Source organism: Streptomyces flavofungini (assembly GCF_030388665.1).
GTDB classification, from domain to species: domain Bacteria; phylum Actinomycetota; class Actinomycetes; order Streptomycetales; family Streptomycetaceae; genus Streptomyces; species Streptomyces flavofungini_A.
The window spans coordinates 3602961-3622712 of sequence record NZ_CP128846.1; the positions used below are offsets into that span (position 1 = coordinate 3602961).

Below are 19752 nucleotides of genomic sequence, written 5' to 3' on the forward strand. Positions count from 1 at the left end.
CCGCCCTCACCAGTCCGCGACCGCGAACCCGTACATGGCGAGCCACGCCAGCCCGATCAGGGCGAGCGCGCGGTCGCGCAGGACGACGTCCTCCGGCTCACCGGCCGTGCCCCGGTCGGCGAAGACGGCGTACCGCAGGATCGCGAGGATGAAGGCGACCATCGACAGCTGCCGCCACGGCAGCAGTCCGTTGCCCTCGACGCCGCCGCTCTCCATGGCCCACAGGCAGTACGCGAGGACGGCGACCCCGGCCGCGAGCTGCCACACGAACCGCAGATAGCCGGTCGTGTACGAGGTGAGCAGCGCGCGCGTCGCGCCGACCCGTTGGACGCGCCCGGCGGCCGCGGCCGCCTCGGCGGCCCGCTCCATCTGCACGGCCTCCGAATAGCGCTTGGCGGACACCATGAACAGCGCCCCGAAGCCGGTGGTGATCAGGAACCAGCGCGAGAGCGGGATGCCGAGGGCGACGCCGCCGATCATCGCCCGCATCAGGAATCCGGTGGTGACGACGGCCAGGTCGACGACGAGGACGTGCTTGAGGCTCACGCAGTACGCGAGTTGCATCACGACGTACGCGGCCAGGAGCACCGCCGTGAGCGGGGTGCACAGGACGGCAGCGGCGGCGGGCGCGAGGGCGGCGAGCAGCCCGCCGACGGCGTACGCCACGGGCACCGGGACCTGTCCCGCGGCCACGGGGCGGCGGCACTTGGTGGGGTGGGCGCGGTCGGCGTCGGCGTCGCGGGCGTCGTTGATGAGGTAGACGGCGGCCGCGGCGGCCGTGAACAGGCCGAAGACGAGGGCGACTTGGGTCAGGGCGTGCCGGGAGAACAGCTCGCCCGCGGCCGCGGGGGCGGCGATGACCAGGACGTTCTTGACCCATTGGCGGGGCCGGGCGGTCTTCAGGAGGCCCAGCGGGAGCGCGCCGGGCCCCGGCTCGGGACGGTCGGGGCCGGCAGCGGGCTCGCGGTCGAGGACGGCGGCGTGTTCAGACATCGGTGCGGGCTCCCCTCCGGGTCGTGGCGGCCTTCGCGGCGAACGCGCCGAGGGCCGCGCCCGCCGCGACGTCCGACGGGTAGTGCACGCCGACGACCATGCGGGAGACGCACATCGCGGCGGCGAGCGGTGCGGTGAGGCGGGCTCCGGCCGGGCGCAGCGCGCCGTAGGCGATGGTGGCGGCGACGGCCGACGTGGCGTGCGAGCTGGGGAAGGAGTGGCGTCCGGCGGTGCGCACCAGGGGCTCGACATGGCCGGGGCGCGGCCGTCGCACGAGGCGCTTCACGCCCATGCTGGCCAGGTGCGCCGCCGCGGTGAGCGCGACGGCGCGCAGCCAGTCGGCGCGCCGCTCGCGGTCGACCGCCGCGCCCGCGAGACCCGCGGCGAGCCAGAGCGCGCCGTGCTCGCCGCTCCACGACAGGGCCCGGGCGGCGGCGGCCACGCGTGGGTCGCGTCCGCAGTCGCGCAGTACGGCAAGGAGCCGCAGATCGACGGCGCGCAGCACCCCGCCCCCTTCCTCCTCCACAATCCGCTCACTAATCACATATCAACTCTTCTCTCACAAACCCTCATTAACTACGGCAATCTTTAATGACACTCCCTCAATCACCCATTTCGGTGAGGAGATCAATGGAGGTCAGCAAAGCCGCCTTTATCGGGCGATACGGTCACTGGCATGCCTGCCACCCAGCCCTCAGCCCCCGCGTCCGCCCCGGCGCGCGTCCCCGTCCCCCTCACCGGCTGGGGCAGGACCGCCCCCTCCGCCGCCCACGTGGTGCGGCCCCGCACCCACGAGGAGGCCGTGGCCGCGCTGCGCGCCTGCGCCGAGCGCGGCGGGATCGCGCGCGGGCTCGGGCGCGCGTACGGGGACGCCGCGCAGAACGCGGGCGGCGCGGTCCTCGACATGACGGGCCTCGACCGCGTGCACGTCATCGACGCGGACGCGGGCACGGTCGTGTGCGACGCGGGCGTCTCGCTGCACCGCCTGATGGAAGTGCTGCTGCCGCTCGGCTGGTTCGTGCCGGTGACCCCCGGCACCCGGTACGTCACCGTGGGCGGCGCGATCGGCGCCGACATCCACGGCAAGAACCACCACGTCTCGGGCTCCTTCGCCCGGCACGTCCGCTCCCTCGACCTGCTCACGGCCGACGGCACGGTGCGCACCGTCGAGCCGGGCAGCCCGCTCTTCGAGGCGACGGCCGGCGGCATGGGCCTGACCGGCGTCATCCTCTCCGCGACCCTCCGGCTCCACCCCGTCGAGACGTCCCTGATGGCCGTTGACACCGAACGCGCCGCCGACCTCGACGACTTGATGGCCCGCCTCACCGCCACGGACCACCGCTACCGCTACTCCGTCGCCTGGATCGACCTGCTCGCCCGCGGCGCCGCGACCGGCCGCGCGGTCCTCACCCGCGGCGACCACGCCCCCCTCGACGCGCTGCCCGCCCGCGCCCGCACCGCTCCCCTGGCCTTCCGCCCCCGGCAGCTCCCGGCCGCGCCCCGCTTCGTCCCCGAAGGGCTCCTCGGGCGACGCTCAGTGGGCCTCTTCAACGAGCTCTGGTACCGCAAGGCGCCCCGCGCCCGCACCGGGCAGCTCCAGAAGATCTCCGCCTTCTTCCACCCCCTGGACGGCGTCCCGCACTGGAACCGGGTCTACGGCCCCACCGGCTTCGTCCAATACCAATTCGTGGTCGGCTACGGCGCCGAAGAGACCCTCCGCCGCGTCGTGCGGCGCATCTCCGACCACCGCTGCCCGTCCTTCCTCGCCGTCCTCAAGCGCTTCGGCGACGCCGATCCCGGCTGGCTCTCCTTCCCCGTGCCCGGGTGGACCCTCGCCCTGGACATCCCCGCGAACCTGCCCGGCCTCGCGGCCCTCCTGGACGAGCTCGACACCGAGGTGGCCACGGCGGGCGGCCGCGTCTACCTCGCCAAGGACTCCCGCCTGCGCCCCGACACCCTCACCGCGATGTACCCCCGCATCCCCGACTTCCGCGCCCTCCGCCAGTCCCTCGACCCCACGTCCCTCTTCCGCTCGGACCTCTCCCGCCGCCTGAACTTGTGACCCCCTGGGGGCTCCGCCCCCAGACCCCCGTTTCCCACCCACCCGCCCAAACTGGACCGACAACAGCCAGTCGGCACTCCGGCCCACACCCCGCCCTGCGCAGGCGTCTTCAGCCCGTCCGGCGCTTGAGGACGAGGCGCGAAGCGCCGATCCGAGGGCGGACCGTCCCACCCGAGGGGACCACCCACCCCCGGGGGCCCAGGGGCGGAGCCCCGGTTTCGGGAAGGGGCGGGATTGGGGAACGCCCCGCAGGGCCCACCGACCCGCACCCATCCACCCACCCCTCCCCCCCCAAGGACCCCCCGTGAAAGACGCCTTCGGCACCCCCCAGTCCCTCCTGATCCTCGGCGGCACGTCCGAAATCGCCCTGGCCACGGCCCACCGCCTGGCAGCCCGCAGAACCCGCAGGATCTGGCTGGCAGGCCGCCCCTCCCCCGCCTTGGAGAAGGCGGCACAACAACTCCGTGACCAGGGCGCGGACACCAGCACGATCCCGTTCGACGCCCTGGACGCGGAGTCCCACGCCGACACCCTCGGCACCCTCTTCGCGGAGAACGACATCGACATGGTCCTGCTGGCGTTCGGCATCCTGGGCGACCAGGCGAAGGACGAGGACAACCCCTTGGCTGCGGTGCGGGTGGCCCAGACCAACTACACGGGCGCGGTCTCGGCGGGCCTGGTCTGCGCCCGCGCCCTGCAGGCGCAGGGCCACGGCTCCCTGGTGGTCCTCTCCTCCGTGGCGGGCGAACGAGCCCGCAGGGCCAACTTCATCTACGGCTCCAGCAAGGCGGGCCTCGACGCCTTCGCCCAGGGCCTGGGCGACGCCCTGCACGGCACGGGTGTGCACGTCATGGTCGTACGCCCCGGCTTCGTACGGTCGAAGATGACGGCGGGCCTGGAGGAGGCACCGATGGCGACGACGCCGCAGGCGGTGGCGGAGGCCATCGAGACGGGCCTGCGCCGCCGCTCGGAGACGGTGTGGGTACCGGGAGCACTGCGCGTGGTGATGTCGGCGCTGCGCCACGTCCCACGCCCGGTCTTCCGCCGCCTGCCGGTCTGACCCCGCCGGTCCTCGGGCCGCAAGCCCTGCCGACCCGCCCGCCCCGAGCCGCGAACCCTCCCGACCGGACCACCCCCGGGCCGCAAGCCGCGCCGACCCGGCCACCGCAACGCCCGCCTCAGGGCTCGTACACCGCCACCACAGGCAGCACCAGCGGGTTCCCGCTCTGCGTCACGTACACCTTCCCGCCCCCCACGAACCGCTTCGTCCCGGGCACCCGCCCCACCCCCTCGAACCACAGCTGCTGCCTGCCGCCCGAGGTGACCGCGCCGGTGGCGGGCAGCCGCTGCCAGGGGATCCTGCGGCAGCTGCCGTCGGCGGTGCGGAACCGGTGGCGTTCGAAGAGGAGGCCGCCCGCGCCGTCGTGCGCGACCGGCGGCCGGGACAGGCAGGGGTCGGTGTCGGCGCCGGGCTGCTGCCGCCAGCGCGCGCCGTCCCAGCGGAGCAGGACGCGCTCGGTGGCCGGCCCGGTCGGTGTCTCGCCGTGGTCGAAGGAGTGGACGCCGTAGGCCCACACCTCGTCGCGGGACACGGCGAGCACTCCGTCGAGGGAGGCGCCGGGCTCCGGCGGGACGGGGGCGGGAAAGCGGTAGGCGGGCGTGGGCGTGAGCTTCCAGGCACGGGCGCGGGCGTCCCAGCGCATCGCGGCGGGCTGGGTCTTCTCGCCTCCGGCGCCGCCCACTCCGGGCCCGCTGGCGCGGTACCCGACGGCCCACACGTGGTCCCCGGAGCTCCCGTCGAGCCTGTTGGCGACGGCGGGCAGCGGGGTGGCGGTCCAGCGGGCGCCGTCCCAGTGCGCGGCCCGACCGCCGACGAGCGCCCAGACGTCGTCGGGCGCGAAGGCCCTGAGGTCGCCGACGGCGCCCCGGACGGGCGGCCGCGGGACGGTGTGCCAGCGGGTGCCGTCCCAGCGGGCGATGCGGGAGCCGTGTCCGGCCGCCACGCCGTGGAGCCACACGTTGTCGGGCCCGGACGCGTGCAGCCGGGGCTGGGAGACGCGCCCGCCCAGCGCGGCGGGCAGCGGGGTGCGCCGCCACTTCGTGCCGTCGTAGCGCAGCAGGTAGGAGTCGGGCCGGGCCACGCCCTGGTCGGTGCCCACGGCCCAGATGTCGTCGGCGGCGGCCGCGACGGCCGTCACCGTGCCCCGGGCCCGCTTGTCGATGTGCACGATCTTCCAGGAGCCGGGCTCGGCGGCCACCGCCCCGCCCGGCGCGCGCGACCCGCCCGCGTCGTCCGCGGACCCGCCGCCGTCCCCGCCGCACCCGGCCAGGAACAGCACTCCGGCGATCACGCTCGCCACGGCTCCGGACGCCCTCACTGAAGCCCCCCGTCCGGCATCCCCGGGTCCTCCCCGGGCCCCGCCCGGTCAGCGGGCGGGCAGCGTACCCCGCGCGGCGGGGGCGGACGCCTGCGGGGGCACCGTGGAACCGCCGAAGAAGAACTCGCGCAGCTTGCGCCAGACGCCGTCGGCGCCCTGTTCGTACAGCGCGAAGCCGGTGCAGGGCCACTCGGCCTCGTACTCCGCGAGCTCCTCGTAGGCCCGGTCCATGGCTTCTTCGGGGATGCCGTGGGCGACGGTGACGTGCGGGTGGTAAGGGAACTGCAGTTCTCGTACGAGCGGGCCCGAGGTGTCGCGGATCCGCTCCTGGAGCCAGGAGCAGGCCGAGCCGCCCTCGACGACCTGCACGAACACAACGGGCGACAGGGGCCGGAAAGTGCCCGTCCCGGAGAGCCGCATCGGGAACGGCCGTCCCGCTGCGGCGACCGCCGTGAGGTGTTCCTCGATGGCGGGCAGCGCCCCGGACTCCACCTCGGTGGGCGGCACCAGCGTGACGTGCGTGGGGATGCCGTGGGCGGCGGGGTCCCCGAAGCCGGCGCGCAGCTCCTGGAGCAGGCTGCCGTGTGGCTCCGGGACCGCGATCGACACACCGATCGTTACGGTCCCCACGTCGTACTCCTGTCGTCGTGTTGGTGGGCAGGGGTCGCCGCCGTGCCGGACGGCGGGTGGTGCTCGGTCGGGTCGCTCCGGATGGAGCTCAGTGCTTGGCGGGCAGGAAGCCCACCCTGTCGTACGCCTGGGCCAGGGTCTCCGCCGCGACGGCACGAGCCTTCTCCGCGCCCTTGGCCAGGATCGAGTCGAGCGTCTCGGGGTCGTCCAGGTACGCCTGGGTGCGGTCCCGGAACGGGGTCACGAACTCGACCATGACCTCGGCGAGGTCGGTCTTCAGCGCACCGTAGCCCTTACCGGTGTACTTCTGCTCAAGTTCCGCGATACCGGTGCCCGTGAGCGTGGAGTAAATGGTCAGGAGGTTGCTGACGCCCGGCTTGTCCACGGGGTCGTACTTGATCACCGTGTCGGTGTCGGTGACCGCGCTCTTGACCTTCTTCGCGGTGGCCTTGGGCTCGTCGAGCAGGTTGACGAGGCCCTTCGGCGTGGACGCCGACTTGCTCATCTTGATCGCCGGGTCCTGCAGGTCGTAGATCTTCGCCGTCTCCTTGAGGATGTACGGCGAGGGGACCGTGAACGTCTGCCCGAAGCGGCCGTTGAAGCGCTCGGCGAGGTCCCGGGTCAGCTCGATGTGCTGGCGCTGGTCCTCGCCGACCGGCACCTCGTTGGCCTGGTAGAGCAGGATGTCCGCGACCTGGAGGACCGGGTACGTGAACAGGCCCACCGAGGCGCGGTCGGCGCCCTGCTTGGCCGACTTGTCCTTGAACTGCGTCATGCGGCTGGCCTCGCCGAAGCCGGTGAGGCAGTTCATGACCCAGGCGAGCTGGGCGTGCTCGGGGACGTGGCTCTGGACGAACAGCGTGCAGCGCTCGGGGTCGAGCCCGGCGGCGAGGAGCTGGGCGGCGGCGAGGCGGGTGTTCGCGCGCAGCTCGGCCGGGTCCTGCGGGACCGTGATCGCGTGCAGGTCCACGACCATGTAGAAGGCGTCGTGTGACTCCTGGAGGGCCACCCACTGGCGGACGGCGCCCAGGTAGTTGCCGAGGTGGAACGAGCCTGCGGTGGGCTGGATTCCGGAGAGCACACGGGGACGTTCGCCGGAGGTCGAGCGGGGACGTTCAGAGGCCATGCTCAGCATTCTCTCAGGTGTCGCCCGTTGGTCGGGAACTGGTGCGTGACGGGTGGGAACCGATTCGGTCCGGGCGGTGTACCAAGAGTGTGAGTGCACGGGGGAAGGCTCTTCGGGGGGCTCCGGGGAGCGCGGAGGGGCGGGCGCTGGAGGGGGACGGCATCGGCGTCGACGAGGCGGCGGTCATCGCACGGGTGCGCGCCGGCGAGCCGGAGGCGTACGCCGAGCTGGTGCGCGCCTTCACCGGCGTGGCGTTGAGAGCGGCGGCGGCGCTCGGCGCGGGCTCGGACGCCGAGGACGTGGTGCAGCAGTCCTTCTTCAAGGCGTACTGCGCGCTGGGGCGCTTCCGGGACGGCTCGGCGTTCAAGCCGTGGCTGCTCTCGATCGTCGCCAATGAGACGAGGAACACAGTGCGTTCGGCGGCGCGGCAGCGCTCGGTCGTGGGCCGCGAGGCCGCGCTGACCGAGCCCGAGCCGCTGATAGCGGAGTCGGCGGACCCGGCCGTGGCGACCCTGGAGCGGGAGCGCCGGGCCGCGCTCCTGGCCGCCCTGGACCGCCTGGGCGAGGACCACCGCCTGGTCGTGACGTACCGCTATCTCCTGGAGATGGACGAGACGGAGACCGCCCAGGCCCTGGGCTGGCCGAGGGGCACGGTGAAGTCCCGTTTGAACCGGGCCCTGCGCAAGCTGGAGCGACTGCTTCCGGAAGGGGGTGAGGGGAGGTGAGGGACATGGATGACTCAGGCAGGCCCGACGACCTTGGCGACTCGGACACTTCCGGCAATACGGGCGGCTCGGACGACGCGCGGGGCACCGGGGGCGCGGGGCTTCCCGCGGAGTTGCGGGCGCTCGGGCGTTCGCTGGACCGGCATCCGGGCGAGGAGACGATGGTCGAGCGGGTGCTCGCGCGGATACTGGCCGAGGGCGCCGGGGTCCCCGCGCCCGAGCCGCCCGGCCGGGGCGAGCGGATCCGGGACGGCCTGCGGCGCCTGCGGCAGGGGCTGCGGGTGCGGTGGCGGGCGGTCGTCGCGTCCGTGTGCGGCCTGCTGACCGTCCTCGCGCTGACGCCCCCGGTGCGGGCGGCCGTCTTCGACTGGTTCGACTTCGGCGGCGTCGAGGTGCGGTACGACCCGTCGCCGCCGCCGTCCGGCGCCCGCACGCCGGAGTGCGGGGCGCCGTCGGTGTCGCTTGCGCGGGCCGAGCGGGAGGTCGGGTTCCGGCCGGTCGTGCCGGGGGCGCTCGGGGAGCCGGACGCGGTGGTGGTGACGCGGGAGCCCGCGGGGCGTTCCCTGATCACGCTGTGCTGGCGCGAGGACGGCCGGACGGTCCGGCTCGACGAGTTCCCGGCCCCGCTCGACCCGGGCTTCACGAAGCTGGTGCCCGGCATGCCCGAGTGGATCGACCTCGGCCGGGGCACGGCCCTGTGGTTCGCCCGCCCGCACCGCCTCGAACTGTGGCTCCTCGACCCGGACGGCGGGCGCTGGAAGCGGGCGGTGCGGCCGGCGGGCCCGACGCTGCTGTGGACGGACCAGCGGCGGCTGACGCTGCGCCTTGAGGGCGTGGGGTCGAAGGCACGGGCGACGGAGATCGCGAAGTCGGTGCCGGAGCGGGGTGCGGGGACGGGTTCCGGGGAGAGCGGAGGCTCCGAGGAGGGGGCGGGCTCCGGGAACTAGTGCGGATCGGGTGGCCGCGGAGTGGAACCGGTCGGGCTCGGGCGGTGTACCAGAAGTGGGAGTGAGGCGGCGCGGAGGGACCGTGCCGGGGAGCCGCGGGGGGTCGGACATGCGAACGGCAAGGGGAATGGCGGGGGGAGCGGCAAGGGGACTGACCGTGCTGGCCGTGGCGCTGGCCGTGGTGCTGTCGGGAGCGCCGTGGGCGGCGGCGGGCGGACCGACGAGCGTGCTGCTCACCTCGCCGGAGAGCGCCGAGACGGCGTCCCTCCACAGAGAGGGGAAGAGGTATGCCGAGCTGGAGACCCTGCTCGGCCCCACGGCTGAGGGGAAGCGCGAGCAGCCGCCGGGGCTGAGCCTGGGGGCCACCCGCCAGATCAATGTGACCTGGCTGGTGCACGACGTGCGGCCGTGGCGCGTGGACCGGGTGTATCCGGAGCCGTCGGCGGCGAAGGACGCGGCGATATGGATCCACACGTCGACGGACCCGGAGACGATGACGGGGTACTGGCACCGGTCCCCGGACCCGTCCGCCCTGCGTTCCCTCCTGAAGGACCTGGGCCTGATGGGCAGGCCCTCGGAGCGGAACCACCCGGGGATCCGCCCGAGCGAGGCGGCGACTCCGGTCCCGGAGACCCCGGCACCGGCCCGGGCGGCGGCCCCGGACGCGGACGGCGCGGAGGGCGGGGTCGGTGGGGCCGGTGGAGGAGGCGGCTCCGGCGGCTCCGGCGGCTCCGGCGCCGGGGACGACTCGGCCTGGCTCTGGGCGATACCGAGCGCGGCGGCGGGGGCGGCGGCGGGAGCCGCGCTGATGTACCGCCTCCGCCGCCGTGGCCCCGGGGACGAGCCCCCGCGCCAGGAGCTGCTCGACGCCTGAGCGGCCCCGTGCCGGAAGGGTCAGGCCGTGGGCAGGCCCGGGGCCGGGAAGGCCGCCATCAGCTCGGCGACCTCGCCGCGGATCTTCAGGAGCGCGTCCTCGTCGCCGGACCCGGCGGCGCGGACCCCGCGGTCGATCCAGTCGGCGACGGCGGCCATGTGCTCGGTGCCGAGGCCGCGCGAGGTCAGGGAGGGGGTGCCGATGCGGACGCCGGAGGGGTCGAACGGCTTCCTCGGGTCGTAGGGGACGGTGTTGTAGTTGACGACGATCCCGGCGCGGTCGAGGGCCTTCGCGGCGACCTTGCCGGGGACGTCCTTGGGGGTGAGGTCCATCAGGACGAGGTGGTTGTCGGTGCCGCCGGAGACGAGGTCGAAGCCGCGGGCGAGGAGGGCGTCGGCGAGAGCCTTGGCGTTGGCGACGACGGCGTGGGCGTAGCTGCGGAAGGAGGGTTGGGCGGCTTCGTGCAGGGCGACGGCGATGGCGGCGGTGGTCTGGTTGTGGGGGCCGCCCTGGAGGCCGGGGAAGACGGCCTTGTCGATGGCCTTGGCGTGTTCCTCGCGGGCCAGGAGCATGGCGCCGCGGGGGCCGCGCAGGGTCTTGTGGGTGGTCGTGGAGATCACGTCGGCGTGCGGCACGGGTGAGGGGTGGGCGCCGCCGGCGATGAGTCCGGCGATGTGGGCGATGTCGGCGACGAGGACGGCGCCGGACTCGCGGGCGATCTCGGCGAAGGCGGCGAAGTCGATGGTGCGGGGCAGGGCGGTGCCGCCGCAGAAGATCAGCTTGGGCCGTTCCTTCAGGGCGAGTTCGCGGACGGCGTCGAAGTCGACGAGGCCGGTGTCCTGCCGCACGGCGTACTGCACGCCGCGGAACCACTTGCCCGTGGCGGAGACGCCCCATCCGTGGGTGAGGTGGCCGCCCATCGGCAGGGCCATGCCCATGACGGTGTCGCCGGGCTCGGCGAAGGCGAGGTAGGCGGCGAGGTTGGCCGGGGAGCCGGAGTAGGGCTGGACGTTGGCGTGGTCGGTGCCGAAGAGGGCCTTGGCGCGGGCGACGGCGAGGCGCTCGACCGGGTCGATGTTCTGCTGGCCCTCGTAGTAGCGGCGGCCGGGGTAGCCCTCGCTGTACTTGTTCTGCAGGACGGTGCCGGAGGCTTCGAGGACGGCGGTGGAGACGTAGTTCTCGCTGGGGATCAGGCGGAGGGTGTCGGCCTGGAGACGTTCCTCGGCGGTGACGAGGGCGGCGAGTTCGGGGTCGGTGGCGGCGAGGGCGGGGTGCTGGTGGGCAGCGGTCTCTTGGGCAGGGGGCTGCGTCATGGCGTCCTCCGGGGCGAGCGGTGAGATGTCCGGTCGTGGTCCCGGGGTGCCGATGGGGTCTCCCCTGCTCGAGCGGAGCCGAGAGCTTGGGGAAGGGCGGCACCTCGAAGGGGGTTGCCTCGCACGGCTTCCTCAGGGTCGTTTCCCCGTGCGCCAGTCGCCGTGCTGTGAAAAACCAGCCTATCGGGCACTCCACTGTGTCGTGGTCCTTCGGCCATGCCCTTCGTTGAGGATGCGAGCGACGATAGGACAGGACACGTACCTGTCCTGTCAGGTCCTGTCCGGTCCCGGAAGAACGCGCACCGCGCCGTGAACAGCCGGAAGAAAGCGCACAACGACGTGCGCACGAGAGAAACGGAGCCCCCGTGACCGCTACGGAAGACCTCATCTCCTCGGCCGAAGCGCACAGCGCGCACAACTACCACCCGCTGCCTCTCGTGGTCGCCTCGGCGGAGGGCGCGTGGATGACGGACGTGGAGGGACGCCGCTATCTGGACATGCTCGCCGGGTACTCGGCGCTGAACTTCGGGCACGGCAACCGTCGTCTGATCGAGGCGGCCAAGGAGCAGTTGGAGCGGGTGACGCTGACGTCGCGGGCGTTCCACCACGACCGGTTCGCGGAGTTCTGCACGCGTCTGGCCGAGCTGTGCGGCAAGGACATGGTGCTGCCGATGAACACGGGCGCGGAGGCCGTGGAGACGGCGGTGAAGACGGCCCGGAAGTGGGGGTACCGAATCAAGGGGGTGCCGGACGGCCGGGCCAGGATCGTGGTGGCGAGCGACAACTTCCACGGCCGTACGACGACGATCGTCAGCTTCTCCACGGACCCGGAGGCACGCGCGGACTACGGCCCGTACACGCCGGGTTTCGACATCGTGCCGTACGGCGACCTGGACGCGCTGCGCGCGGCGGTCACCGACGACACGGTGGCGGTGCTCATCGAACCGATCCAGGGCGAGGCGGGGGTCCTGGTGCCGCCGCCCGGCTATCTCCCCGGAGTCAGGGAGCTGACCAGCGACTACAACATCCTGTTCATCGCGGACGAGATCCAGTCGGGGCTCGGCAGGACGGGCCGGACGTTCGCGTGCGACCACGAGGGCGTGGTGCCGGACGTGTACGTGCTCGGCAAGGCGCTCGGCGGCGGCGTGGTGCCGGTGTCGGCGGTGGTGGCGGACGCGGACGTGCTCGGGGTGTTCCGGCCGGGTGAGCACGGGTCGACGTTCGGCGGGAATCCGCTGGCGTGCGCGGTGGCCCTGGAAGTCGTCGCGATGTTGAACACCGGCGAGTTCCAGCAGCGGGCCACGGAGCTCGGCGAGCATCTGCACGCCGAACTGCGGCTCCTGGTGGGCTCCGGCAAGGTCACGCAGGTGCGCGGGCGCGGACTGTGGGCGGGCGTCGACATCGACCCGGCGCACGGCACCGGCCGGGAGATCTCGGAGAAGCTGATGGACCGCGGGGTCCTGGTGAAGGACACCCACGGTTCGACGATCCGGATCGCGCCGCCGCTGGTGATCAGCAAGGAGGACCTGGACTGGGGGCTCGACCAGCTGCGGGCGGTGCTCGGGTAGCGCCGGCGCGGGCAGAGTCCAGGTGATCGGCGGTGCAGGGCCTCGGCTCGGGGGGCGCCGCCGACGAGGAGCCGGCGGAAGCGAGGGGCGGCGGGCAGGGAGGGCCGTCTGCGCGCGTGCGCGCGGTCGGCCCTCCCTGTTGTCGTGCGGGTCCCCGCGCCCGCGGCGGCTACGAAGTCACCAGGATGGAGCGGAGCTTGAGGCGTTCGGACCCGTACCCGGTGTGGGGCCGCAGGGTGAACGAGTCGCCGGTGCAGTCCGGCTCCGTGAAGACCAAGACGTACGCGTCCGTCCTGTTGCGCGGCGAGTGGGCGGGCGAGCTCGAGCCCGGGTCCGCCACCTCCGGCAGGGTGTGGCACCCGGCCTCCGGGTCGTGCAGGACGGCCGTCAGGGGGCTGCCGTCGAGGCCGCTGAACGTGTACGCGAAGGCCCCCTCGGCGGCGGCGGCCGAGGTCGGCAGGGTGACGATCAGGGCGAGGGCGCCGGAGGCAGCGGCCAGGGCGGTGCGCAAACGCATGCGCGCGGTCCTTTCGTACGTGCTGGTGGTGAGGGCAGCGGCCCTCTGCCTCCCCGCTCCCGCATCCGCACATGCCAGGCCTCACCCGCATGAGGGAACGCTGGGGACCACGAAAGATCGTCCCGCGCGCAGAGGGGGCGTGCGAGGCGCGAACCCGGCGGCACACGCCCCCGCACTCCCTGTCGCCACCCGCCCCCGTCAGGAACCGTTGACGTTCATGACGACCCCACGCACCGCGAAAACCGCCCGCGCGACCCTCGCCCTCGGCGCCGCCCTCGCCCTCTTCGCCGCCCTGCCGACCAGCACGGCGCACGCGGCCACCGGCACGTTCCACTACCACTCGGTCCAGGCGGGCGACCTGGAGATGGAGAACCCGGCCAACGGCGAGTGCCGTCTGCTCGTCCAGGGTGGCGCGACCTCGGCCAGGAACGCCACGAACGCCAGGGCCACGGTGTACAACGACCATGGCTGCGAGGAGGTCAGGACCGTCCTGAACCCCGGGCAGGCGACGACCTTCAGCGGGGCGCTCCCGCACAGCGTGCAGTTCGGCTAGAGGGCCGAGCGGGCCGACCCGGCCGAGCAGGCTCCAGGCCCAGGAGGCCCCGGCCCGGAGAGCTCCAGGCCCAGGAGGCCCCCGGCCCGGAGGAGAGGGCTACTGCCCCACCCTCCCGTCCACGCGCTCCCGCAGCAGGTCCGCGTGCCCGCAGTGACGGGCGTACTCCTCGATCCGGTGCACCATCAGCTCCCGGATCGAGGAGCCGTTCTTCAGGCGCTCCCCCAGGTCCGGGCGCGCGGCAAGGGCGGCGTCCGTCGCGGCCTGTTCGCGCTCCAGGTCGGCGTACGCGGCGTCGACCATGGCCTGGTCGGCGACGGCGCCCTCGAAGTCGGCGTCCTTCTTGCCGTACAGCTTCGGAATCGACTCGCCCTCGATCCAGCCGCGCCAGTCGCGCTCGACCTCGGCGAGGTGCCGGATCAGGCCGAGGAGGGACATCGTGGAGGGCGGGACAGAGCGCCGGGCCAGCTGCTCGGGGTCCAGGCCCTCGCACTTCATGCGCAGGGTGATGCGGTAGCCCGACAGGAAGTCGAGGAGCGTCGGCAGCTCCCCGTCCGGGCTGGGGCCGTCGCTTTCACGCGGGTCGTTGTCCGGGTCCGTCCACATGTCGGGGTAGACGGTCGCCTCGGTCCATCGCGCGGGTTGGTCGCTCATGCGGCCCATGGTCGTGCGCGGGGCGCGGGCACGCCACCGCTTTACGGCTGGCGTCTCACGGCTGACGTCTCAGGGCTGGCGGCCGGCGTCCTGCCGGGAACCGCCCCCCGTGGCCGACCAGGCCCTCTTGATCAACTCCGGCCGGAGCGCCCACGCTTGCGAAGCCGCCACCACGGCGGCCCGGCGAGCGACGAGGGGGCAGCGCACATGACGGAAAAGCAGACCGAGAACCCCACCCTGACCAGCAACGAGACCGCCACCCGCACCTACTACGAATCCACCGACGTCGACCGCTTCTACGACATCGTCTGGGGCGGCGAGGACATCCACACCGGCATCTACGACCACGCCACGGAGCCCGTGGCCGACGCGTCCCGCCGTACCGTCGAGCGACTCGCCGACCACCTCGCGGACCACCTCTCCCCCGGCCGGACCGTCCTCGACCTGGGTTCCGGATACGGCGGCACCGCCCGCTACCTGGCCGACCGCTTCGGCTGCGACGTCGTCGCGCTCAACCTCAGCGAGGCGCAGAACGAACGCCACCGCGCGGCCAACGCCGAGCGGGGCCCGGACGGGCTGATCGAGGTGGTGACGGGGTCGTTCCACGAAGTGCCGTACGGAGACGGGCACTTCGACGCCGTGTGCTCCCTGGAGGCGTTCTGCCACAGCGGGGACCGGGCCCGCGTACTCGGCGAAGCCGCGCGCGTACTCAAGCCCGGCGGCGCCCTCGCCTTCACCGACATCATGGCCGCCGAGGAGACCCCCGCCGAGGACCTGCGCCCGGTCGTCGCGCGCCTGGGCGTGGACGCACTCGCCACGCCCGCCTTCTACCTGGACCAGCTCGCCGAGCTCGGCTTCGACCCGGTCGGCTTCGACGACCACACGCCCCAGCTCGCCCGGCACTACGTCCGCCTGACCGCCGACGCCCGCGCCCGCGAGGCCGACCTGCGCGCCGCGATCAGTCCCGCGTACGTCGACGGCCTGCTCGCCAACCTGCCCCTGTGGGTCGACGCCGCCCGCGCCGACCGACTGCGCTGGGGCGTCTTCCACGGCCGCCGGGCCTGAGCAACCCAAGAGACCCGGCGTCACGCCACGGCGGTCCCCTCCAGCTCCACCAGCAGGGTGGGGATCGCCAGTCGCGTCACGCCGAGCATCGTCGTGGTCGGCGCCACCCGGGCCGCGCCGAGGCGTGCCGCAAGAACGCCGTAGTGCTGGAAGAGCAGGTCGACGTCCGTCGTGTGGACGTTGAGCCGGACGAGGTTCGCGAGGGACATGTCCGCCTCGGCGAGGACGGCCTCCAGGTTGTCGAGGCTCAGCGCCAACTGTGCCGCCATGTCCCCGTCGTGCTGGGGCTTGCCGTCGTCGCTCATCGCGGTCTGTCCCGAGATGTACAGGGTGCGGGTGTGCCCGGAGACGACTTCTCCTTGGTTGAACCCCATGTCCACCGACCAGGTCACCGGGTTGACCGGGGTGCGCTCCATAGCCGTAGCCATCGCCTCATCAGCTCCATTCGTTGCGTTCGACGTCCTGCTGATGAGGCTGCCAGCCATTGACGACACCCTTGGTCATGTATTCCCGCACGTGTCCGTTAGGGTCCCCGCATGCGCGCTGACCGGCTGGTTTCCCTGGTCCTGCTGCTCCGCCAGCGCGGTCGCCTCTCCGCCGCGACGCTGGCCCGCGAGCTGGAGGTGTCCACGCGCACCGTCCTGCGCGACGTCGAGGCGCTGTCGGCGGCGGGCGTCCCCGTCTACGCCGAGCGCGGCCGCCACGGCGGCTTCGCCCTCCTGCCGGGCTTCCAGACGGAGCTGACCGGCCTGAACCACGACGAGGCCCTGGCCCTCCTCGTCGCCGGATCCCGGCGCGGAGCGCAGGTCTTCGGCCTCGGCTCGGCCCTCGCCGCCGCCATGCTCAAGGTCGTCGACGCGCTGCCCGCGAGCCATCGGGGCACCGCCGCCGACGTCGCCGAGCGACTGCTCATCGACCCGGAGACCGACCTCCTCTCGCGCCGCGTGACCGCCGACGAGATCCCCGACGCCGTCCTGGCCCCGATCCGCCGCGCGGTGCTCTCCGGGCACAAGCTGCGCATCCGTTACGCGGCCACGGACCAGCCGCCCCGCCTGCGCACCGTGGACCCGATCGGCCTGGTCACCGTCCGCGACCAGGGCTACCTGCTGGCCACGAGGTCCGGCGAGGACCGCACGTACCGGCTGTCGCGGGTGCGGGCCGCCGAGGAGCTTCCCGGCGAACCCGCCGAGCGGGCCGACCACGTGGACCTGGAGCGGGCGTGGCGTGAGCGCGGCGCACGGTTCCGGTCCGGGGGCGACGACCAGGTCACCGTCCTCGTCCGGATGGACCCGGCGCGCCGGGAGGACCTGGTCGGCACCGCGCTCGCCGTTCACTCCGAAGAGGCCGACGCGGACGGCCGACTGCGGCTCGAAGTGACCTTCCAGGACGCCCGGCACGCGGTGTGGGCGCTGTGGCAGCTCGGCATCGCGGCAAAGGCGCTGGCTCCGGCGTGGTTGCGCGCCTCCCTGCGCGAGCGTGCCGCAGCTGTCGCCGCCCGCTACGGGACCGACGACGAGTACGGCATCAGCCCTCCGTGACCCGCGCGTTCACGTGGTGCGACCTTCAGTGACCCCTTTGCTCACCCCACCGTCGGGCCCGCCGAGCCGGACGAGGAGGGCTCCGACGCCACCGCCCCCGCCCCGGCCTGCTGCTCCTCTTGAGCGGCAGCGGACCACCGCTCTGCCACACGCGCGTGGGGTACTTTGACCCTCGATCAGGTGCGGCAGACAACGGGGGACGACGTGAAGGCACTTGGCCATGGCGATCCAGCGCGCATAGGGGCGTATCGACTCCTGGGGCTGCTCGGCGAGGGCGGCATGGGTCGCGTGTACATGGGCCGTTCAGAGGGCGGGCGCACGGTCGCGCTCAAGGTCGTACGGAGCGAGATCGCCCAAGTCCCCGACTTCCGGCGGCGGTTCGCGCGCGAAGTGGATGCCGCGCGGCGCGTGGCCGGGCCGTGGACCGCGGCGGTTCTCGACGCCGACGTGGAAGCGGCCGTCCCTTGGGTTGCCACTCAGTACATTCCGGGCCCGGATCTGCATACCGCGGTCGCCCAGGACTTCGCCCCGCTCCCCGAGCGTTCCGTACGGTTCCTCGCCAACCGCCTCGCCCTCGCGCTCCAAGCCGTACACGGCGGCGGCTTGATCCACCGTGATCTCAAACCGTCGAACATCCTGGTCACGGTCGACGGGCCGCGCGTCATCGACTTCGGGATCGCGCGGGCCCTGGACGGCCTGGACACGATGGCCGCGGAATCGGCGTTGACCCGCACCGGCCTGGTCATCGGCTCACCCGGGTTCATGTCCCCCGAGCAGGCCCGCGGACGCGAACTCACTCCGGCCAGCGATGTGTTCTGCCTCGGCTCCGTCCTCGTGTACGCGGCCACGGGGCGTCAGCCGTTCGGCGCGGGCGGGAACGGCGGGCTCGCCGCCCAGCTGTTCAGTGTGGCGGAGGACGAGCCGGACCTGAGCGGAGTGCCGTCTTCGCTGGTGGATCTGGTGCGGGACTGTCTGACCAAGGACCCCCAGCAGCGCCCCACACCCGGTCAGATCGCCGAGCGCACCGAAGACGGGTCGACCGAACCCTGGCTGCCCGGCGAGGTGCTCGTTCAACTGGCCCGCCGCACTGCCGAATTGCTGGACTACGACCCGGCTCCGGCTCCCTCCTCCGCCGCCTCCGCCTCCGTCTCCGCCTCATCGCAAGACCACCCGGCCACGGTTCGCACCCCCGAGTTGCCGTCGCCCCCATTCCCGACCATGCCCGCACGGCCCCCCGCGGTCCCGCTTCCGTCAGCCCCTGCACGGCGCCGCCGTACGGCCGTCGTGGCAGGGGCAGCAGCCGTGGCGATCGCCGTCGTCGGTGGGCTGGTTGCGCTTGCCCCGTGGGAGGACGACAGCAGCGGCAGTGGCGGAAAAGCCGGAAAGGGGAATTCAGCCGGTGGCACCATGGCCACCGTCCCGCGCAAGTTCACGGGGACATGGGAGGGTCAGCTCGCCAAGAAGGGCTCGATGAAGAGCGATCGCGTCGTACGGGTCGAGATCCTGCCCGGCGGCGACAAGATCTCTGTGCAGACCGTCGACTCCGAGCGGTTCTGCATGGTGGAATCCGCCCCTGTCAAGGTGAAGAAGGATTTCTACGAACGGCTGGTACTCAGCACACCGAAGCTCCGGACTGGCGCACCCGCATCGGAGAAGGCCGCGTGCGCGGGGCAGCGGGTCGGCAGCCTCGTCGCGGTCAGCGCGGACAGCAGCGAGACGACCACACTCAAGTGGGAGTTCGGCGACCATGCGGTCACGCTGTTCAAGAAGCCGAAGATCGCCGTCCAGCAGCAGGTGCCGACAAAATTCACGGGCCACTGGAAAATCAGAAGGGACGACAGCGGCTTCTCGCGAGACCGGCAGCTCCAGCTCCAGACGGTCACCATCGATCCGGGAAACGTGCTCCTCACCAGCAAGGTCGCAGTCTCCGTCAAGGCCGGCAAGCCCGGTGAGGCCACATGGTGCTACTACCAAGGCAGCGTGTTCTCGATCTCAGGCGAGAAAAAGGACTTCCTCTTCACCACGAACCTGGAGTCGGGTTCACCCTCGAACGACTCCGCGGACACCGGCTGTCCCGCTTCCCTGCCTGCCCAGATGTACTCGACGGGGAATGACGAGAAGCACCTGAACGTGACCACCATGGGTTCCGAAGGATTCGCCGCCTCCGGTTCCTTCGGCCTTCAGCGCGCCAACCCCTGACCCCGACCGCGAGACGTCCGCACCAGGACCAGGGGATCTCCGCAGGCGGCCCCGATGGCCGCACGAGTACGGCGCCTCCTCCCACACCTCCCGTCAGCACTCCATTCCGTCCCGGGTGGCGGCCGATCTCAGACGTCCAGCTCCGCCCACACCGTCTTCAGCGGCTCAGGACCGAGCTCCACGCCCCACCGGTCCGCCAGCGCGTCCACGATCAGCAGACCCCGGCCCGACTCGTCGTCCGCGTCCGGCTCCCGTACGACCGGCAGCCGGTCACCGCGCGTGTCCGCCACCTCGATCCGCAGCACGCCCTCGGCCGCCGTCAGCTCGATCCTGAAGTCCCGCGCGGGCACGCGCCCGTACACCGCCGCGTTCGTCGCCAGCTCGGCGAGGATGTGTGCCGCAGCCTCGAACGGGAGTCCCCATGCTTGCAGTTGCTCTGCCCCGAGCAGTCTTGCCCTGCGGGCGCCGCGCCACGTGGCGGGCAGCTGAGCGCGGAAGCGGTGCACTGGCTGTGCGGCGGAACGCACGGTTCGGGTGATTTCTGAGTTCACGTGACTCAGCGTGGCGGCTGACACCTAGCCTGAACAGTGACGATTCCTGTACGTCCGGT

At 72.8% G+C, this 19752-nt stretch carries 20 protein-coding genes; 10 read left to right on the forward strand and 10 right to left on the reverse strand.

Features of this window, described 5'->3' with window-relative positions; all coding sequences use genetic code 11:
• Positions 1 to 6: 6 nt before the first annotated feature.
• Entirely contained in the window at positions 7 to 993 is a 987-nt protein-coding gene (locus QUY26_RS14585; protein WP_289946684.1) for a decaprenyl-phosphate phosphoribosyltransferase, read from the reverse strand.
• The gene (locus QUY26_RS14590; protein ID WP_289946686.1) at positions 986 to 1519 is read right to left on the reverse strand and encodes a phosphatase PAP2 family protein; all 534 of its coding nucleotides are present in this window, start codon (positions 1517 to 1519) and stop codon (positions 986 to 988) included. The genes QUY26_RS14585 and QUY26_RS14590 overlap by 8 nt, the downstream gene beginning before the upstream one ends.
• Before the next feature lie 150 nt (positions 1520 to 1669).
• Here QUY26_RS14590 and QUY26_RS14595 point away from each other — a divergent pair, with 150 nt between their 5' ends.
• Both QUY26_RS14595 and QUY26_RS14600 read left to right on the forward strand, forming a co-directional pair.
• The gene (locus QUY26_RS14595; RefSeq protein WP_289946688.1) at positions 1670 to 3055 is read left to right on the forward strand and encodes an FAD-binding oxidoreductase; all 1386 of its coding nucleotides are present in this window, start codon (positions 1670 to 1672) and stop codon (positions 3053 to 3055) included.
• Positions 3056 to 3359: 304 nt separating this feature from the next.
• Positions 3360 to 4115 (forward strand): decaprenylphospho-beta-D-erythro-pentofuranosid-2-ulose 2-reductase, encoded by a 756-nt coding sequence (locus QUY26_RS14600; protein WP_289946689.1) that lies wholly within the window; start codon positions 3360 to 3362, stop codon positions 4113 to 4115.
• Between the two features lie 118 nt (positions 4116 to 4233).
• On the opposite strand, the gene QUY26_RS14605 is transcribed toward QUY26_RS14600, so the two are convergent.
• The 3 genes from QUY26_RS14605 to trpS form a co-directional block, all read right to left on the reverse strand.
• Entirely contained in the window at positions 4234 to 5415 is a 1182-nt protein-coding gene (locus QUY26_RS14605) for a WD40/YVTN/BNR-like repeat-containing protein (protein ID WP_289946692.1), read from the reverse strand.
• Between the two features lie 66 nt (positions 5416 to 5481).
• Positions 5482 to 6063, reverse strand: coding sequence for a 2'-5' RNA ligase family protein (locus QUY26_RS14610; RefSeq protein ID WP_289946695.1), 582 nt, complete (start codon positions 6061 to 6063; stop codon positions 5482 to 5484).
• A gap of 88 nt (positions 6064 to 6151) precedes the next feature.
• Positions 6152 to 7189, reverse strand: coding sequence for a tryptophan--tRNA ligase (gene trpS, locus QUY26_RS14615; RefSeq protein WP_436840331.1), 1038 nt, complete (start codon positions 7187 to 7189; stop codon positions 6152 to 6154).
• A gap of 146 nt (positions 7190 to 7335) precedes the next feature.
• On the opposite strand from trpS, the gene QUY26_RS14620 reads away from it, so the two are divergent.
• The 3 genes from QUY26_RS14620 to QUY26_RS14630 all read left to right on the forward strand — a co-directional run bounded on the left by QUY26_RS14620 (position 7336) and on the right by QUY26_RS14630 (position 9735).
• Complete coding sequence (locus tag QUY26_RS14620; protein WP_289955722.1) at positions 7336 to 7914, forward strand: RNA polymerase sigma factor; 579 nt, start codon at positions 7336 to 7338, stop codon at positions 7912 to 7914.
• A 5-nt stretch (positions 7915 to 7919) separates the two neighbouring features.
• Positions 7920 to 8861: a hypothetical protein gene (locus tag QUY26_RS14625; protein ID WP_289946698.1), complete on the forward strand. Its 942-nt coding sequence runs from the start codon at positions 7920 to 7922 to the stop codon at positions 8859 to 8861.
• A gap of 157 nt (positions 8862 to 9018) precedes the next feature.
• Positions 9019 to 9735 (forward strand): hypothetical protein, encoded by a 717-nt coding sequence (locus tag QUY26_RS14630; RefSeq protein ID WP_289946700.1) that lies wholly within the window; start codon positions 9019 to 9021, stop codon positions 9733 to 9735.
• 20 nt (positions 9736 to 9755) lie between these two features.
• On the opposite strand, the gene glyA is transcribed toward QUY26_RS14630, so the two are convergent.
• A complete protein-coding gene (glyA, locus tag QUY26_RS14635; protein ID WP_289946701.1) occupies positions 9756 to 11048 on the reverse strand; it encodes a serine hydroxymethyltransferase in 1293 nt (430 codons plus the stop codon).
• A gap of 365 nt (positions 11049 to 11413) precedes the next feature.
• Here glyA and rocD point away from each other — a divergent pair, with 365 nt between their 5' ends.
• On the forward strand, positions 11414 to 12616 hold the full coding sequence (rocD, locus tag QUY26_RS14640) for an ornithine--oxo-acid transaminase (RefSeq protein WP_289946702.1): 1203 nt from the start codon (positions 11414 to 11416) through the stop codon (positions 12614 to 12616).
• 169 nt (positions 12617 to 12785) lie between these two features.
• Here rocD and QUY26_RS14645 read toward each other — a convergent pair whose 3' ends face one another.
• Positions 12786 to 13133 carry a hypothetical protein gene (locus QUY26_RS14645; RefSeq protein ID WP_289946705.1) on the reverse strand — a complete coding sequence of 116 codons (348 nt, stop codon included), beginning with the start codon at positions 13131 to 13133 and terminating at the stop codon, positions 12786 to 12788.
• Positions 13134 to 13350: 217 nt separating this feature from the next.
• Between QUY26_RS14645 and QUY26_RS14650 the strand changes: the two genes are divergently transcribed.
• The gene (locus QUY26_RS14650) at positions 13351 to 13686 is read left to right on the forward strand and encodes a hypothetical protein (protein WP_289946707.1); all 336 of its coding nucleotides are present in this window, start codon (positions 13351 to 13353) and stop codon (positions 13684 to 13686) included.
• 99 nt (positions 13687 to 13785) lie between these two features.
• Here QUY26_RS14650 and QUY26_RS14655 read toward each other — a convergent pair whose 3' ends face one another.
• On the reverse strand, positions 13786 to 14349 hold the full coding sequence (locus QUY26_RS14655; RefSeq protein WP_289946709.1) for a DinB family protein: 564 nt from the start codon (positions 14347 to 14349) through the stop codon (positions 13786 to 13788).
• Positions 14350 to 14547: 198 nt separating this feature from the next.
• Between QUY26_RS14655 and QUY26_RS14660 the strand changes: the two genes are divergently transcribed.
• A complete protein-coding gene (locus tag QUY26_RS14660; protein ID WP_289946711.1) occupies positions 14548 to 15405 on the forward strand; it encodes an SAM-dependent methyltransferase in 858 nt (285 codons plus the stop codon).
• A gap of 20 nt (positions 15406 to 15425) precedes the next feature.
• Here QUY26_RS14660 and QUY26_RS14665 read toward each other — a convergent pair whose 3' ends face one another.
• Positions 15426 to 15821, reverse strand: coding sequence for a RidA family protein (locus QUY26_RS14665; protein ID WP_289955724.1), 396 nt, complete (start codon positions 15819 to 15821; stop codon positions 15426 to 15428).
• Positions 15822 to 15941: 120 nt separating this feature from the next.
• On the opposite strand from QUY26_RS14665, the gene QUY26_RS14670 reads away from it, so the two are divergent.
• Positions 15942 to 16943, forward strand: a complete 1002-nt coding sequence (locus QUY26_RS14670; RefSeq protein ID WP_289946713.1) for a helix-turn-helix transcriptional regulator — start codon at positions 15942 to 15944, stop codon at positions 16941 to 16943.
• Between the two features lie 180 nt (positions 16944 to 17123).
• Complete coding sequence (locus QUY26_RS14675; RefSeq protein ID WP_289946714.1) at positions 17124 to 19142, forward strand: serine/threonine-protein kinase; 2019 nt, start codon at positions 17124 to 17126, stop codon at positions 19140 to 19142.
• A 128-nt stretch (positions 19143 to 19270) separates the two neighbouring features.
• Here the strand turns inward: QUY26_RS14675 and QUY26_RS14680 are convergent, their stop codons facing one another.
• Positions 19271 to 19693: an ATP-binding protein gene (locus tag QUY26_RS14680; protein ID WP_436840332.1), complete on the reverse strand. Its 423-nt coding sequence runs from the start codon at positions 19691 to 19693 to the stop codon at positions 19271 to 19273.
• Positions 19694 to 19752: the final 59 nt, after the last annotated feature.

What these genes read in the sequence shown, in the direction of transcription:
- QUY26_RS14585 (WP_289946684.1), bottom strand. Translation starts at nt 993, where the DNA reads ATGTCTGAACACGCCGCCGTCCTCGACCGCGAGCCCGCTGCCGGCCCC.
- QUY26_RS14595 (WP_289946688.1), top strand. Translation starts at nt 1,670, where the DNA reads ATGCCTGCCACCCAGCCCTCAGCCCCCGCGTCCGCCCCGGCGCGCGTC.
- trpS (WP_436840331.1), bottom strand. Translation starts at nt 7,189, where the DNA reads ATGGCCTCTGAACGTCCCCGCTCGACCTCCGGCGAACGTCCCCGTGTG.
- QUY26_RS14625 (WP_289946698.1), top strand. Translation starts at nt 7,920, where the DNA reads ATGGATGACTCAGGCAGGCCCGACGACCTTGGCGACTCGGACACTTCC.
- glyA (WP_289946701.1), bottom strand. Translation starts at nt 11,048, where the DNA reads ATGACGCAGCCCCCTGCCCAAGAGACCGCTGCCCACCAGCACCCCGCC.
- QUY26_RS14645 (WP_289946705.1), bottom strand. Translation starts at nt 13,133, where the DNA reads ATGCGTTTGCGCACCGCCCTGGCCGCTGCCTCCGGCGCCCTCGCCCTG.
- QUY26_RS14650 (WP_289946707.1), top strand. Translation starts at nt 13,351, where the DNA reads ATGACGACCCCACGCACCGCGAAAACCGCCCGCGCGACCCTCGCCCTC.
- QUY26_RS14655 (WP_289946709.1), bottom strand. Translation starts at nt 14,349, where the DNA reads ATGGGCCGCATGAGCGACCAACCCGCGCGATGGACCGAGGCGACCGTC.
- QUY26_RS14660 (WP_289946711.1), top strand. Translation starts at nt 14,548, where the DNA reads ATGACGGAAAAGCAGACCGAGAACCCCACCCTGACCAGCAACGAGACC.
- QUY26_RS14665 (WP_289955724.1), bottom strand. Translation starts at nt 15,821, where the DNA reads ATGGAGCGCACCCCGGTCAACCCGGTGACCTGGTCGGTGGACATGGGG.
- QUY26_RS14670 (WP_289946713.1), top strand. Translation starts at nt 15,942, where the DNA reads ATGCGCGCTGACCGGCTGGTTTCCCTGGTCCTGCTGCTCCGCCAGCGC.